We start from the raw sequence: 15667 nt of genomic DNA on the forward strand, positions 1-15667 counted from the left end.
CGCGCATGGCGGCGGCCCGACGGGTCGTCATCAAGGTGGGGTCGGCCCAATTGATCGACCCCGCCAGCCTTGCGCCGCGTGAAGACCGGTTTGACGCCCTGGCCGACGACATCACCCGCTTGCGTCAGGCGGGTCAGGATGTGGTTCTGGTCAGCTCCGCCGCTGTGGCGCTGGGCCGCCCACGGTTAGGGCTAAAGCCGGGCCAGAGCTTGACTCTGGAAGAGAAACAGGCCGCCGCCGCGGCGGGACAGGCCTTGCTGATCCAGCACTGGGACCGGGCTTTCGCCCGGCATGGCTTTCCCGCGGCGCAAGCTTTGGTCTCGCCTTCAGACATTGAATCACGCCCGCGCTGGCTGAACGCTCGCAACACGCTGGAAACCCTGATCAAGCTGGGCGCGGTTCCGGTCATCAATGAAAACGACACCGTCGCCACCGAAGAATTGCGTTTTGGCGATAATGACCGGCTGGCGGCGCGCACCGCCCAGCTCGTGAGCGCGCAGCTCTTGATCATCCTGTCGGATGTGGACGGGCTGTATGACCGTGATCCGCGCGAGCCGGGCGCATCGCATATCGCTGACATCCCTGCAATTACACCCGCCATCGAAGCCCTGGCCGGGCCTGCACGCAGCGAGGGCGCCGGCACGGGCGGCATGGCCAGCAAAATTGCTGCGGCCCGCATCGCGACGGCTGCAGGGTGTGACATGATCATCTGCCGCGGCGATCATCCCTACCCGGTTCAAGCCATTGCGAACGGCGCGCGCGCCAGCTGGTTTCACGCGCATGGCAATCCAGAGAGCGCGCGCCGCGCCTGGATCCTGGGCAGCCTGGCGCGAGACGGCGCGCTGGTTCTGGATGAGGGCGCCGCCGCCGCCATCAACAAAGGCCGCAGCCTTCTGCCGGCCGGCGTGGTGGACGTGCAGGGACGATTTGAGCGCGGCGCGGCGGTGCGCCTGGTCACTCAATCGGGACATAAACTCGCTGTCGGGGTGGTCGGATATGACGATCATGAAGCGCGCCAGATCGCAGGCCGCCAGTCTGACGAGATCGCAGGCATTCTGGGCTATCGCCGCGGGGCCGCTCTGGTCCATGCGTCGGACCTCGTGCCTGACCTGAAACACGGAACACCAGGGTGAGCCGGGCGCTGAAATCCGAATTGCTGCATGACGGCATGCGCGTGGGGCTGTACGGCGGCAGCTTTGATCCTGTTCACAAGGCGCACCGGCATGTGGCGCGCACGGCGCTGAAACGCCTGAACCTGGATCGCATCTGGTGGATGGTCAGCCCTGGCAACCCGCTCAAGACCCATGCGCCCGCCAGCCTGGATCACCGCGTTGCTGCTGTTGAGCAGGCCATGCCTGAGCCCAGGCACGTGATTTCGACGTTGGAGGCGCGACTTCACACCCGCACCACGATCGACCTGATCACGCATTTGCAGACCCGGTATCCGCGGGTGCATTTCGTCTGGATCATGGGCGCTGACGGGCTCAAAGACTTCCATCGCTGGAAAAACTGGCGCGCCATCGCCCAGCGCATTCCCATCTGCGTCATCGCGCGGCCCGGCGATGCGATAAAGGCACGGCTCTCTCCTGCGGCGCGGCATCTATCGCCCTCGCGCATATGTGACAGGCACGCGAAAACACTTGCCCTAGGTAAACCTCCGGGGTGGACTTACCTAACCGAGCCATTACATCCTGAAGCTTCACGCGTCATGCGTGCAAATGCTTCATCCTGACCCGCAGCCGCCACGCCTTGAGACCATGTCGAACGAGACCCTAGTCGAGGCTGGCGCCTTGGCCTTTTTCAAAGACTTGCAGCCTTCCGCCGCTGATTTTCGCGCGGATGTGCTCGCCGGTTTGCGCAAACCCCAGAAGGCGATTTCGCCGAAGTATTTCTATGACGCAGCAGGTTCGGCGATCTTTGACCGGATCACCCAAGCGCCCGAATACTATCCCACACGCACCGAGCTGGCCTTGCTGGAACGGATTGGTCCGGAGCTGAACACGCTCGCCGGGGCCGGCGCGGTCGTGCTGGAGCCCGGCGCGGGATCCAGCGTGAAAATCCGTCAGCTTCTGGATGCGCTCGACCATCCGGCGGGTTTCGTCGGCATGGATATTTCGGGCGACCATGTCAAAGCCGCCTGCGCCGATATCGCCTCAGATCATCCCGATTTGACGGTGGGCGCCGTCTGCCATGACTTCACCCAGACGCTGGATCTGGGCGCGCTCAGCATCCCCGAGGGCCGCCGGATCGTCTTCTTCCCCGGCTCCACGATCGGCAATTTCGAACTGATCGACGCCCTGCAATTGCTCAAGACTCTGCGCGACTGGCTGAGGCCGGGCGACGCGCTGCTGATCGGCGTGGATCTGCGCAAGGATCCGTCCGTGCTGGAGGCCGCCTATGATGATGCAGGCGGCGCCACGGCGGATTTCAATTTCAATCTGGTCCGGCGCATCAACGCCGAACTGAATGGCGATATTGACCCGTCCGCGCTGGCCTATCGCGCCTTCTGGAACCCGTACCGCTCGCGGGTGGAAATGTATCTTCAGGCTCTGCGAGACCTTCATTTTACAGTGGCGGGGGAGCGGTTCGTGCTGCGTGACCATGAGACCATCCACACGGAAAACTCCCATAAATTCACTGTTGCGACCTTTCAGGACCTTGCCGTCAAAGCAGGCCTTGTTCCCGCCCATGTGTGGACGGAAGACGGCGCCTGCGCCTTCTCCATTCACTGGCTCGAACGTGGCGGCGAAACGTGCTAGGGTGCAGTTTAGTCAATTAAGGGAGCAAGGACTCTGTCCACCGAATTGCACAGCCGCCCCCATGGCGACGCTGACAGCGACTCTGGCGAACTCGCCCAGAGCACGCAGGATCTAGAAGCGCTGGTGTTGAACGCGCTGGATGACGACAAGGCTGAAGATGTCGTCGCCATCGATCTCACGGGCAAATCTTCCGTCACCGATGTGATGGTCATCGCCACGGGCCGGTCCAACCGCCATGTGGGCGCGATGGCTGACCATCTTGTCCGCAAACTCAAGGATTCCGGCCATGGCAATGTCGCCATTGAGGGCCTGAAAACCTGCGACTGGGTGCTGATCGACGCCGGCGACGTGATCGTTCACCTGTTCCGTCCCGAAGTGCGCAGCTTCTATGATCTGGAAAAGATGTGGTCTGTCTCGCCGGACGGAGCGTCTTAATCCGTCTCTATCTGAAAGCGTCCCATGCGCGTTGAGATTCGCGCGATCGGCCGGATCAAGGCCGGGCCCGAGCGCGAGCTTGTGGACCAGTATATGGACCGCGCCAACGGCGTTGGCCGATCCGTCGGCCTGGGTCCGGTCATTGAGCGCGAGCTTGATCCCCGCACGCTCAAGGACAAGACGGCCGAAACCCAGGCGCTGATCGCGGACCTGCCCGCCAGCGCGCTGGTCTTCGCCCTGGATGAAACCGGTAAACCGATGAGCTCGCTCGATTTCGCGCGCGCAGTGGAAACTGCGCGCGACGATGGCGCACGCGATCTGGTCTTCCTGATCGGGGGCGCGGACGGCCATGATCGCCCCGCCCTGCCCCAGGGCGCGCGCATGCTCAGCTTCGGCAAGGCCACCTGGCCGCACAAGCTGGTGCGGGTGATGCTGGCGGAACAGCTCTATCGCGCCGCCTCGGTGCTGGCGGGCGCGCCCTATCATCGGGAGGGGTGATGGCGTCCCCCCTGCTCTTTCTGGCTCTGAGCCTCGCCCTTCAGGCGCAGACCGCGCCGGAACCGGGCGAGGTGGATACGCTCGAGCAAGAAGCGGCGGAGCTGCGTGAGCAGGCGCAGGCGCGCTCTGAGGAGGCGGAAGCCGCCCAAATCGCCATCGCCCGACTGCAACAACGCCTTGTAGAGGCCGCCGGTCGGGTCGCGACCCGCGAGGCCGAGGTTGAAGCCGCGACCGAACGTCTGCAGGCGCTGGAACGCGAAGAGGCCGATCTTCTGGCGCGTTTGCGGGCAGAACGGGCAGATCTGGCCCGCGTCCTCGCCGCCCTGCAGCGCATTGAAATGTCAGACCCGCCCGCGCTTGCAGTGACGCCGGACGACGCCGCCTCAGCCGCGCGCGCCGCTGGATTGCTCGCTCAGATCGCTCCGCAACTGGATGCGCGCGTCTCGGCGGTGCGAGAACGGCTGGCGGAGCTCGAAGCCTTGCGGCTCGCCTTGCAAGACCAAACCCGCGCTCTGCTCCAGGCACGCGAAGCGCTTGGGGTCACCCGTGAGGAAGTCACCGCCCTGATCGAAGAGCGACGGGCCGCGGAAGCCGCCTTGCGCGCCCAGGCCGATGATTTGTCCCAACGCGCCGCGCGGATCGCCGAGCAAGCCGGCTCTCTGCGTGAACTCCTCGCCGATATCCGCCGTTTCGCCGCCGCCGATCCCAGACTGGCGCCGCGCCCCGAGCCCCGTCCCGAACCGGCGCCGGGCATCCCTGTTCCGCGTCTCAGACCGGAACAGACGCCCGCAATCGCCATGGCGTCTCTGGTGGAGGCGCGTCCGGTTTCAGGCCCTGTAGAAACCTTGCGCTTCAGCGATACGCGGGGCCGTCTGAGCCCGCCGGTCCGTGGTGAGCTGACTGTCAGCGCCGGCGATCGCGGCCCGGACGGCGTAAGCCGTGAGGGTATCTGGTTTGAGACCGGCTCACGCGCGCAAGTGACCGCGCCTTTTGACGGCGTGGTGGTCTATGCCGGGCCGTTTCAGGGATTTGACGGCGTTTTGATGATCAATACGCCCGATGGATACACGCTTATTTTAGGCGGTTTGGGTCTTATTTACGCCGTAGAGGGACAGTCATTATTGGCCGGAGAGCCTGTCGGCGCCATGTCAGACCGTGCAAATCCGCCGCCAATGCTCTATCTGGAGATAAGACGCAGCACTGACGAGGCTGCTGACCCTGAGGATTGGCTTCGGCCTGAATTTCGCAGAGGCTAACGCCTTGACCGCCGCGCACTAAGGAAGACCACCATGCGTCTGCACATTATTGCTTCAGCTGTTCTGTTCGGCATCGGCGCCGCCACCCTGGCGGTTTCCGCCGAAGGCGAAGATGCCAACAGCCGCGAAGCCACGTTTCGCCAGCTTGAACTGTTTGGCGATGTGCTCAGCCGGATTGAGGCCGATTATGTCACCGATCCCGACAAGGCCGAGCTGATCGAAAGCGCGATTGACGGCATGATGGAAGCGCTCGACCCGCATTCGAGCTATCTGTCGCCCGACGATTTTCAGGACATGCAGGTCACCACCAGCGGCGAATATGGCGGCGTCGGCATCGAGGTCACTATTCGTGACGATCTGATCACCATCATCTCTCCCATCGCCGAGACGCCGGGCGAACGCGCCGGCCTTGAACCCAATGACCAGATCATCGCGGTGGACGGCGAGAGCATGATCGGCGCAAGCATGGATGACGCGGTCGAGCGCATGCGCGGCCTGGCCGGCGATCCGGTCGTTCTGACCATCCTGCGTGAAGGCGAAGAAGACCCGTTTGACGTGACGGTCGTCCGCGACCTGATCGAGGTGCGGGCCGCCTACTGGCGCATGGAAGAGGGCGACACGCCCTATTTGCGAATCACGACGTTTAACGAGAACACCACCGCCAACGCCATCACCGGTCTCAATGACCTGACCGAAGCCTATGGCGGGCCGCTGCCGGGCCTGATCCTGGATCTGCGCTCCAATCCCGGCGGGCTGCTGGATCAGTCGGTGACGGTGTCTTCTTTGTTTCTGGATGGCGGCGAAGTGGTCTCCACCCGTGGCCGCGATCCGCGCGACACCCGCCGCTATAACGCCGAGCTGGGCGACATGCTCAATGGCGCGCCTATCGTGGTGCTGATCAATTCAGGCTCCGCCTCGGCGTCTGAAATCGTCACCGGCGCCTTGCAGGACCGTGAGCGCGCGACGATCGTGGGCATGACCAGCTTCGGCAAAGGCTCGATGCAGACCGTGGTGCCGCTGCGCGGCGGTCGTGACGGCGCCCTGCGTTTGACCACGGCGCGCTATTACACGCCGGCAGGCCGCACCATCCAGGCCACCGGCATTGCGCCGGACATCGCCATTGCCCCGCGCCGTGTGGAGCAAGAAGAGGTGGAAGGCGTGAACACGTACGCCGAAGCCAGTCTTCGCAATGCGCTGGAGAACGAAACCGGCGCGGAGCGTGAAGAGCTTGAAAACGAGCTGTCTCACACCGAAATGCCGCCCGAAGACTGGGATGCCAGCGAAGATTACCAGCTCTATCGCGCGATCGAGATCCTGAACGCCATGATGAGCCGAGATCAGGCCCAGCTGCAATAATCAACGCAGCCTCAAACCGGCTTCGTTAACGCTTCTTTACCGCAACCTCACGCAGGGTCGGGGCGAATCGCCCCCTCCCGGCGTTGAGCAAGCGGCACGCATACATGGCCCGACTGCAATCTGATCGCTTTCCTCTCAAAGCCCCGCTTATTGCGGGGCTCGGAGTTGCGGCTGCGCTGATCGCAGGCGTCGCCGCCCTGACCTGGCTCGCCGGCGGCCCTGCGCCGACTGTCAGCGCCAGCGCCGATATCAATGGTCAACCCGCCGCCGTGCTGGCCTCCGCCGAGATTGCAGGCGAGCCTGGGGATGGGCCTGTCCCTTTCAGCGACGCTCAGACTGAAGAGGTCAGCCTGCCGGGCGTGCGCGACACCGCAGACGCCCTGAGCACGCAAGAGTCCGCACGCGCGTCAGGCCCCGCCGAGCCGATTGCGCCCCCGGCTCCGCTTGAAGGCTTTTATGAGAACGGCCCAGGCGGCCCTCTGCCGATCATCAACGCCAGCGGCGTCCGCCCTGATCAAGCCTACGCCATGGATTTTGACGGCGCCGCTGACGTGCCCACCGTCTCGATCATCGTGGGCGGGCTGGGCCTGTCTGAAAGCTTGACCACGCGCGCCATCGAAGCGTTGCCCGCCGAAGTGACGCTCAGCTTTGCGCCCTATGCCGACGATCTGCAGACCTGGATCAATCGCGCGCGGGCCGATGGTCATGAAGTTCTGCTCGAATTGCCCATGGAGCCGTTCGACTATCCCAATAACGATCCCGGCCCGCACACGCTTCTGGTGGACGCCAGTGCGACGGAAAACTCCCGGCGTCTGACCTGGCTGTTGTCCCGGACAGCCGGATATGTCGGTGTCGCCAACTATCTTGGCGCACGTCTGGGCGCCGCAGAAGGCCCGCTCACTGAAATCTTCACCGCCCTGGAAGATCGCGGTTTGAGTATTTTCCATGACGGCGCCGGGCGCCGCGCCATTCTCAGCCAGGCCGGACGTCAGGCTGACGCCCGCATGACCATCGCCGACCGCGTGGTGGATTCAGATCCCACTCCGCGCGCCATTGACGGTCGCCTGCTGGAGCTCGAAGCGCTCGCCCTGCAAAACGGCACCGCCCTGGGCTCAGGCTTCGCTTATCCGGCCACAGTCGACACCGTGGCGGCCTGGGCGGACGGCCTGGAAGGCCGTGGCTATCAGCTGGCCCCGGCGAGCTTTGTGATGGGGATACGCAACCCGGTCGAGGCTGACAGCCAAGCCTCTTCACAGGGCGATCATGGCGGCGAGACAGATCATGCGGACCCGCACGGGGACACGCACTGAGCATGAGCGCCGCCTATCCCGAACACCGCCCCAATGTGGGCCTCGTCCTGTTCAATGCTGAGGGCAAGGTCTGGCTGGGCAAGCGCTATGGCGCGGATGAGCCCTGGTGCTGGCAGTTTCCCCAAGGCGGCATGGATGACGGCGAGACGCCTGAAGAGGCCGGCTTGCGTGAGCTTTATGAAGAGACCGGCGTCACCACCGACCTCATAGAGCCGCTGGGCAGCATCGAGGACTGGCTCACCTATGACTTCCCGCCCGAGGTTCTGGCGCAGCGCAAACGCAATCGCTGGCGCGGCCAGAAACAGCGCTGGTTCGCCTATCGCTATCTGGGAACAGACGCAGAGTTTGACCTCAAGGCTGTCCCGCCCCAAGAGTTCTCAGAGTTTCGCTGGGTCTCGCTTGAAACCACGCCTCAGCTGATCATTCCGTGGAAGCGGGGCGTCTATGAGCAGGTCGCCGAGGCGTTCGCAGCCTTCAGCGCCTAGTACGAACGCAAAAAACCCCGCGCCAAGGCGCGGGGCTTTTTCAATTCGTATCCACCTGAGCCTAGTGAGACAACTCGCTCAGCAACGCCTGGAACTTCTCGATGCGGGCTTCGGCCTCGTGACGCTCTTCGTCATTGCGCGCCTGACCCAGATCTTCCCGGGCTTCGGTCAGCGATTTGGAGACGTCCTCGGCATTCACGTCGGCGAGATCAATCGCTTCTTCAGCCAGAATGGTCAGGCCGTTCGCGGTGACTTCCGCAAACCCGCCGCGGATGAAGGTGCGGGTGACGTCATTGCCGGAATGAACCGCGATCGCGCCGGTGCGAATGGTCGACATGAAGGGCGCGTGGTTCGCCAGCACGCCGAAATCGCCTTCAGCGCCGGGTACCACGACCATGTCCACCTCGCCCGCGAACACGCGACGTTCAGGGGACACCAGGTCAAAGTGCAGCTTGTCAGCCATGGGCCGATCCTTGCGTCAAATACGCTCGCCCGAAAGCGAGCTGGTCGCTGGCGCATCCAGCAGGATGCGCCAGCTGAACAGTCTTACGCGGCGTCAGCGGCCAGTTTCTCGGCCTTTTTGACGGCGTCTTCGATGGTGCCGACCATGTAGAAGGCCGGTTCCGGCAGGTGATCGTAATCGCCGTCGCACAGGCCTTTGAAGCCTTTAACGGTGTCTTCGATCGGCACCTGGATGCCCGGGGAGCCGGTGAAGACTTCCGCCACGTCGAACGGCTGGGACAGGAAGCGCTCGATTTTACGCGCGCGCGCCACGACCAGCTTGTCTTCTTCAGACAGCTCGTCCATGCCCAGGATGGCGATGATGTCTTGCAGAGCCTTGTAGCGCTGCAGGATTTCCTGCACACGACGGGCGGTCTGATAGTGCTCTTCGCCGACGATGCGCGGCTCGAGGATCCGCGAGGTGGAGTCCAGCGGGTCCACAGCCGGGTAGATGCCTTTTTCCGCGATCGAGCGGTTCAGAACCGTGGTCGCGTCCAGGTGGGCGAAGGTGGTCGCCGGCGCCGGGTCAGTCAGGTCATCGGCCGGCACGTACACAGCCTGCACCGAGGTGATGGACCCCTTCTTGGTGGAGGTGATGCGTTCCTGCAGCGCGCCCATGTCGGTGGACAGGGTCGGCTGATAGCCCACAGCGGACGGAATGCGGCCCAGCAGCGCGGACACTTCAGCGCCGGCCTGGGTGAAGCGGAAGATGTTGTCCACGAAGAACAGCACGTCCTTGCCTTCCTCATCGCGGAAATATTCCGCCTGAGCGAGGCCGGACAGCGCCACGCGGGCACGTGCGCCCGGCGGTTCGTTCATCTGGCCGAAGACCAGCGCGCAACGCGAGCCTTCTGCAGAGCCGTTGTTTTCCTTCGGATCCACGTTCACGCCGGATTCGATCATTTCGTAATAGAGATCGTTGCCTTCGCGGGTCCGCTCGCCGACGCCGGCGAACACGGAATAGCCGCCGAAGAGCTTGGCGATGTTGTTGATCAGTTCCTGGATCAGAACCGTCTTGCCGACGCCTGCGCCGCCGAACAGGCCGATCTTGCCGCCCTTGGCGTAGGGGCAAAGAAGGTCGACGACCTTGATGCCGGTCGGCAGGATTTCAGCCTCGGTGGACTGTTCTTCAAACGCCGGAGCCGAACGGTGGATCGGCGCCTGCATGACAGCCTGAACTTCACCGGCTTCGTCAATCGGCTCGCCGGTGACGCTCATGATGCGGCCCAGCGTGCCCGGACCAACCGGAACCATGATCGGGGAGCCGGTGTCGGTGACGTCCGAACCGCGCTTCAGACCCTCGGTGGCGTCCATGGCGATCGTACGCACCACGTTCTCGCCCAGATGGGCCGCCACTTCCAGAACCAGCTTCTGGTCACCATTTTTGGTTTCCAGAGCGTTCAGGATTTCCGGAAGACCGCCTTCGAACTCTACGTCCACGACGGCGCCGGTCACCTGCGCGATACGGCCTTTGAGCTTGCTCATCGTCTCAGCCTCTTTTCCAAACCTTGCAAGGCGCCGCGCCCGGTCGCCTGTCGTTTAAACCGTGGTGCGCTACACCGCCTCGGCGCCGGAGATGATCTCGATCAACTCCTTGGTGATTTTCGCCTGGCGGGAGCGGTTGTATTGCAGATTAAGCTTGTCGATCAGCTCACCGGCGTTGCGGGTCGCAGAATCCATGGCCGCCATCTTGGCGCCCATTTCACCCGCGGCGTTTTCCAACAGCGCCGAGAGAATGACCGTGTCCACATAACGCGGCAGCAGAACCTCGAGAATGCTCTCCTCGTCCGGCTCATAGCTGTAGATCGCGCCTTTAAGATCAGGACGTTCAACAGTGTCGTCGATGGCGTCACGCGCCGGGATCAGCACCTGAGCGCGCGGCTTCTGGCTGATCACGGAGACGAATTCTGAACTGATGACTTCACAGACATCAAACTCGCCCGCCTCGAACAGGCTGCGGATCTTGTCGCCGACCATGGCCGCCGTCGAGCCGTCGATCTTCTTCACATCTTTCAGTTCGATGCGATCAACGATCTTGTCGGCGTGCAGCCGCTTGAGAGCCTCATAGCCCTTCTTGCCGACGGTCAGAACCTTGACCGTCTTGCCTGCGCTGATCAGCGCGGAGATACGCTCACGCGCCAGGCGCGCAATATTGGTGTTGAAGCCGCCGCACAGGCCGCGATCCGCCGAGGCGACGACGAGCAGATGGACATCGTCCTTGCCCGTGCCGACCAGCAGACGCGGCGCGTCCGGGCCTTCCATGGCCGATGACAGATTGGCCATCACCGCCGCCATACGCTCGGCGTATGGACGTGCAGCTTCCGCCGCCTCCTGCGCCTTGCGCAGTTTGGCCGCGGCGACCATTTGCATCGCCTTGGTGATCTTCTTGGTCGATTCGACCGAGTTGATCCGGTTTTTCAGCTCTTTAAGGCTGGCCATTATTCGTCCTCAGCCCAAACGCGTGGTCCTGTCAGGTCAACCCTTTCCAGGACGTGGGACAGGTTGGGCGCGCCGCAGCGCGCCCGCCCTTATGCGAAGTTCGCCGTGAAGGTCTCCAGCGTCGCTTTCAGCGCCGCTTCGGACTCGTCAGACAGCTTTTTGGTGTCACGGATCGCAGCCAGAAGATCGGCTTTCTCTGCGTGCAGGTGACGCAGCAGCTCTTCTTCATAACGACCGATCGCGGACACTTCGATCTTGTCCAGATAACCGCGGGTGCCGGCGTACATGACGCAAGCCTGCTCTTCCATGGACAGCGGGCTGAACTGAGGCTGCTTGAGCAGCTCGGTCAGGCGCGCGCCGCGGGCGAGCAATTGCTGGGTGGCCGCGTCCAGATCGGAACCGAACTGGGCGAAGGCCGCCATTTCGCGATATTGAGCGAGTTCGCCCTTGATCTTGCCGGCCGCAACCTTGGTGGCTTTGGTCTGAGCGGCGGAGCCCACACGAGACACCGACAGACCCACGTTCACAGCCGGGCGGATGCCCTGATAGAACAGGTCGGTTTCCAGGAAGATCTGACCATCGGTGATCGAGATCACATTGGTCGGGATGTAGGCGGACACGTCATTGGCCTGGGTTTCGATGATCGGCAGAGCCGTCAGCGAGCCGGAGCCATGATTTTCATTGAGCTTCGCCGCGCGCTCCAACAGGCGGGAGTGCAGGTAGAACACGTCGCCCGGATACGCTTCGCGGCCCGGCGGACGGCGCAGCAGCAGCGACATCTGGCGATACGCCACAGCCTGCTTGGACAGGTCATCATAGATGATCAGGCCGTGCATGCCGTTATCGCGGAAATATTCGCCCATGGCGCAGCCGGTGAACGGCGCCAGGAACTGCATCGGCGCCGGGTCGGACGCGGTCGCGGCGACCACGATGGAGTATTCCATCGCGCCGTTTTCCTCGAGCGTCTTGACGACCTGGGCCACGGTGGAGCGCTTCTGGCCGACCACGACATAGACGCAGTACAGCTTCTGGCTCTCGTCATCACCCTGGTTCAGTTGTTTCTGGTTCAGGATGGTGTCGATGGCGATGGCGGTCTTGCCGGTCTGGCGGTCGCCAATGATCAGTTCGCGCTGGCCGCGGCCGACGGGGATCATGGAGTCGATCGCCTTGATGCCGGTGGCCATCGGCTCGTGCACCGATTTACGCGGCAGGATGCCCGGCGCTTTCACGTCGACGATGCGACGCTCGGCGGCGTCGATCGGGCCCTTGCCGTCAATCGGCTCGCCCAGCGCGTTCACGACGCGGCCCAGAAGGCCTTTGCCGACCGGGGTGTCCACGATGGAGCCCAGACGCTTGACGGTGTCGCCTTCCTTGATGCCCCGGTCGTCGCCGAAGATCACGCAGCCGACATTGTCGCGCTCGAGGTTCAGGGCCATGCCCTTCACGCCGCCCGGGAACTCCACGAGTTCGCCGGCTTGCACTTCGTCAAGACCGTAAACACGAGCGATACCGTCGCCCACGCTCAGCACCTGACCAACGTCGGAAACGTCAGCCTCTGCGCCGAAGTTCTTGATCTGCTCTTTCAGGATCGCGGAGATTTCCGCCGCCCGGATATCCATGGCCTACGCCTCTTTCATCGTGTTGCGCAGCCCCTCCAGCTTTGTACGGAGGGAGGAGTCAAACATGCGCGAACCGACCTTCACGATCAGTCCGCCCAGGATGTCGGGCCGTACATCAGTACGAATGTCCACATCCTGGCCCAATGCGGTTTTTAAGGCCGCGGTCAGTTCTTTCAGCTGCGTTGCGGTCAGCTCATCAGCGGTGGTGACTTCTGCCGAAGTCGCCCCGCGTTTACGCGCCGCAAGCACCTTGAAGGCGCGCAGCATGTCTTTGATATCGCCCGCACGGCCGTTTGAGGCCGTGACGGCGATGAATTTCTTGGTCAGGTCCTGGGCGCCCAGCTTTTCAGCCAGAGCAGAGAGCACAGCTGCTTTTTCAGCCGCGCTGTACAGCGGGCTGTTCAGGGCGTCCCGAAGATCCGTCGATTCCGTCAGCACCGCGCCAAGCGCGTCCACATCGGTCTCGACAGCTTCTTGCACGCCCGCCTCTTCGGCCAGGTCGAACAAGGCGCGCGCATAGCGCTCGCCAGCCTCGCTCATGATCGCATTATCGACGGTGGTCACCGTTCTGCGCCGCTTTCTTCTCGTGATGTGCGTCCAGACCCCACCAGTGCGGCATTGCCCAAACGCTTGAAGGAACTTGGCTTCTTGTCAGACACACGAGAGTTAACGCCACGCATGTCTCACAGCCCGGCGCCGAACTAGCACAGGGGTGCGCGCCCGGCAACACCGGTTCATGACTCGAGGCGCCCATAAACACGTTAAAGAAACGAATAGGGCTCGATATCGAGCACGACTCTGACCGCAGACGGAGGTTTCATCCGGCCCATCCAGGCGCGCATGAAAGCGGAAACATCCACATTCCGCGGCGCCTGCACCAGAAACCGCCGCCGCCAGCGCCCGCGCACCACGCCCAGGGGCGCTTCAGCAGGACCGAACACCTGCACCCCGTCTGATACAGGCGCAGCGCGGGCGATCAACTGGCAGGCTTCATCAAGCTGCGCCGGATCGGGACCGGAAACGATCAAAGCGGCAAGCCGGCCAAAGGGCGGCAGGCCCAGCATTTCACGCATCATGCGCTCGGCGGCGAGGAAGCCGTCCCGGTCTCCATTGGCCAGCGCCTGCAACGCCTCGTGATCCGGATTCCAGGTTTGCAAGATCGCTCGGCCCGGCCGGTCGGCGCGCCCGGCGCGTCCCGCCGCCTGCACCAGGGTCTGATAGGTTCGCTCACCGGCGCGCAAATCCCCGCCCGCCAGCCCCAGATCGGCGTCCACCACACCCACCAGCGTCAGATGGGGGAAGTTATGCCCCTTGGCGGCGATCTGGGTGCCCACCAGAATATCGATCTCGCCCGCCTCCATGCGCGACACGATAGAGCGCACATCATCGCCGTTCTGAGCGGTGTCGGAGGAAAACACCTCCACCCGCGCCTCAGGGAATCGCTGCCGGGCTTCTTCGGCCACCCGCTCGACGCCCGGCCCCACGCCGATCAGCGACTCAAGCGCGCCGCATTCAGGACAGGCTTTGGGTTTGGGCATGGAAAAGCCGGTGACATGGCAGACCAGCCGCCCGGTATAACGATGCTCGACCAGCCAGCGGTCGGCTTCGGGGCTTTTCATCTTGTGGCCGCAGGCTTTGCACAAAACCAGCGGCGCAAATCCGCGACGGTTGAGATAAAGCATGGCCTGCTCGCCGCGCGCGAGCGTCTCAGCCACAGCCTTGTGCAGCGGCGGGGACAGCCATTCGCCTTTTTCAGGCGGATTTTCGCGCAGATCGAGAAGCTCGATATCGGGCAGCACCGCGCCCCCGGCCCGGCTGGGCAGCACCACATGCACATAACGCCCGGCCTCGGCGTTTACGAGGCTCTCAAGCGAGGGCGTGGCGCTGGCGAGCACGCAGACCGCGCCCTGCAGCTTGGCGCGTGCCACCGCCAGATCGCGGGCGTTATAGGTGAGGTTTTCGTCCTGCTTGTAGGTCGGGTCGTGTTCTTCATCGACGATCACGCCGCGCAGATTGGTGAAGGGCATAAAGATCGACGACCGCGCTCCGGCGACGATTTTCGCCCGGCCAGACGCCACTTCACGCCAGGTGCGGCGGCGATCCTTGTCAGCCAGCCCTGAATGCCACAAGGCAGGCTCGACCCCGAATCGGTCCTTGAAGCGTTTGGTCACCGCCTGGGTCAGTGCGATCTCGGGCAGAAGCACCAGAATTTGCGCCTCGGGCTCACGCCGCATCAGCTCGGCGATGGCCTCAAAATAAACTTCCGTTTTGCCCGACCCGGTCACGCCATCGAGCAGCGCCGCCTGAAATCCGCCCGCCGCAACCAGACGGCGCAAGGTCGAAGCCGCCTCCGCCTGAACCGCGTTGAGCTCGATGCCCTCCTTATACGGATCAGGGGCTTCAAACGGCGGATCAACCGGCGCCTCTTCGGCGCGCAAACCGCCCGCTTCGGCGAGGCCCTTCACGACGGAGGCGGACACGCCCGCGCGTCGACCCAGCTCCGCGGCGCTGGCGGGGCCTTGCTCCACCGCGTCCAGAACGGCGCGGCGCGCCGGGGTCAGCCGGATGAGGGTCTGGCCTGTTGGGTGATAGAGCGTCTCAGTGGGTGAGGGTTTGAGCGCGCCGGGGCTTCGCAGCACGGCGCGCAGGACGACGCCCGGCGGCTCCACCAGATAGCGCGCCGCCCAGTCGATGAACTCGCGCATGGAGGCGCTGAGCGGCGGTCCGCCGCGCACATCGTCCAGCGTTTTCAGCGTGCGCTTGCCGTCATCAGGGCCTACCTCCCACACCACGCCGGGGGCGCTGCGCTTGCCCAGCGGCGCCAGCACATGATCGCCGGGTTTCACGCGCACGCCCTCTGGCACCGCATAATCAAACGGTTCAGGCAAGGGCATCGGAAACAGGACCGAAGCGCGTTGCGGGGATGGGGCGGCGTCGCTCACCGGCGGGCAGTTCCTCACGAGGGTTTGATTCTGGTTCAGTCTAACAAAGCGCAGAGCGAACGCCTCA

15 protein-coding genes are annotated in these 15667 nt (G+C 63.7%); 9 read left to right on the forward strand and 6 right to left on the reverse strand.

Annotated features, from left to right (window positions below):
- Positions 1 to 5: 5 nt before the first annotated feature.
- The 9 genes from proB (at position 6) to ACQ66J_RS05925 (ending at position 8099) form a co-directional block, all read left to right on the forward strand.
- Positions 6 to 1133, forward strand: coding sequence for a glutamate 5-kinase (proB, locus tag ACQ66J_RS05885; RefSeq protein ID WP_430430870.1), 1128 nt, complete (start codon positions 6 to 8; stop codon positions 1131 to 1133).
- On the forward strand, positions 1130 to 1732 hold the full coding sequence (locus ACQ66J_RS05890; RefSeq protein WP_430430871.1) for a nicotinate-nucleotide adenylyltransferase: 603 nt from the start codon (positions 1130 to 1132) through the stop codon (positions 1730 to 1732). The genes proB and ACQ66J_RS05890 overlap by 4 nt, the downstream gene beginning before the upstream one ends.
- 25 nt (positions 1733 to 1757) lie before the next feature.
- Positions 1758 to 2759, forward strand: coding sequence for an L-histidine N(alpha)-methyltransferase (gene egtD / locus ACQ66J_RS05895; RefSeq protein WP_430430872.1), 1002 nt, complete (start codon positions 1758 to 1760; stop codon positions 2757 to 2759).
- Between the two features lie 45 nt (positions 2760 to 2804).
- Positions 2805 to 3194 (forward strand): ribosome silencing factor, encoded by a 390-nt coding sequence (gene rsfS, locus ACQ66J_RS05900; protein WP_022700620.1) that lies wholly within the window; start codon positions 2805 to 2807, stop codon positions 3192 to 3194.
- 24 nt (positions 3195 to 3218) lie between these two features.
- Entirely contained in the window at positions 3219 to 3692 is a 474-nt protein-coding gene (rlmH, locus tag ACQ66J_RS05905) for a 23S rRNA (pseudouridine(1915)-N(3))-methyltransferase RlmH (RefSeq protein ID WP_430430873.1), read from the forward strand.
- A complete protein-coding gene (locus ACQ66J_RS05910) occupies positions 3692 to 4948 on the forward strand; it encodes a murein hydrolase activator EnvC family protein (RefSeq protein WP_430430874.1) in 1257 nt (418 codons plus the stop codon). The genes rlmH and ACQ66J_RS05910 overlap by 1 nt, the downstream gene beginning before the upstream one ends.
- A 33-nt stretch (positions 4949 to 4981) precedes the next feature.
- Entirely contained in the window at positions 4982 to 6304 is a 1323-nt protein-coding gene (locus ACQ66J_RS05915) for a S41 family peptidase (RefSeq protein ID WP_430430875.1), read from the forward strand.
- 104 nt (positions 6305 to 6408) lie between these two features.
- Positions 6409 to 7614 (forward strand): divergent polysaccharide deacetylase family protein, encoded by a 1206-nt coding sequence (locus ACQ66J_RS05920; protein ID WP_430430876.1) that lies wholly within the window; start codon positions 6409 to 6411, stop codon positions 7612 to 7614.
- Positions 7615 to 7616: 2 nt separating this feature from the next.
- Positions 7617 to 8099: an RNA pyrophosphohydrolase gene (locus ACQ66J_RS05925; protein ID WP_430430877.1), complete on the forward strand. Its 483-nt coding sequence runs from the start codon at positions 7617 to 7619 to the stop codon at positions 8097 to 8099.
- 61 nt (positions 8100 to 8160) lie between these two features.
- On the opposite strand, the gene ACQ66J_RS05930 is transcribed toward ACQ66J_RS05925, so the two are convergent.
- The 6 genes from ACQ66J_RS05930 to ACQ66J_RS05955 all read right to left on the reverse strand — a co-directional run bounded on the left by ACQ66J_RS05930 (position 8161) and on the right by ACQ66J_RS05955 (position 15600).
- A complete protein-coding gene (locus ACQ66J_RS05930; protein WP_430430878.1) occupies positions 8161 to 8562 on the reverse strand; it encodes a F0F1 ATP synthase subunit epsilon in 402 nt (133 codons plus the stop codon).
- 83 nt (positions 8563 to 8645) lie between these two features.
- Positions 8646 to 10085, reverse strand: coding sequence for a F0F1 ATP synthase subunit beta (gene atpD, locus ACQ66J_RS05935; RefSeq protein WP_430430879.1), 1440 nt, complete (start codon positions 10083 to 10085; stop codon positions 8646 to 8648).
- Positions 10086 to 10154: 69 nt separating this feature from the next.
- Positions 10155 to 11039: a F0F1 ATP synthase subunit gamma gene (locus ACQ66J_RS05940; protein WP_273020256.1), complete on the reverse strand. Its 885-nt coding sequence runs from the start codon at positions 11037 to 11039 to the stop codon at positions 10155 to 10157.
- A gap of 89 nt (positions 11040 to 11128) precedes the next feature.
- On the reverse strand, positions 11129 to 12658 hold the full coding sequence (gene atpA, locus ACQ66J_RS05945) for a F0F1 ATP synthase subunit alpha (RefSeq protein ID WP_375548012.1): 1530 nt from the start codon (positions 12656 to 12658) through the stop codon (positions 11129 to 11131).
- 3 nt (positions 12659 to 12661) lie between these two features.
- On the reverse strand, positions 12662 to 13222 hold the full coding sequence (locus tag ACQ66J_RS05950; RefSeq protein ID WP_430430880.1) for a F0F1 ATP synthase subunit delta: 561 nt from the start codon (positions 13220 to 13222) through the stop codon (positions 12662 to 12664).
- A gap of 197 nt (positions 13223 to 13419) precedes the next feature.
- Positions 13420 to 15600 (reverse strand): primosomal protein N', encoded by a 2181-nt coding sequence (locus ACQ66J_RS05955; protein ID WP_430430881.1) that lies wholly within the window; start codon positions 15598 to 15600, stop codon positions 13420 to 13422.
- Positions 15601 to 15667: the final 67 nt, after the last annotated feature.

Origin of the sequence: Oceanicaulis sp. (assembly GCF_965284345.1) — a bacterium.
Classification (GTDB): domain Bacteria; phylum Pseudomonadota; class Alphaproteobacteria; order Caulobacterales; family Maricaulaceae; genus Oceanicaulis; species Oceanicaulis alexandrii_A.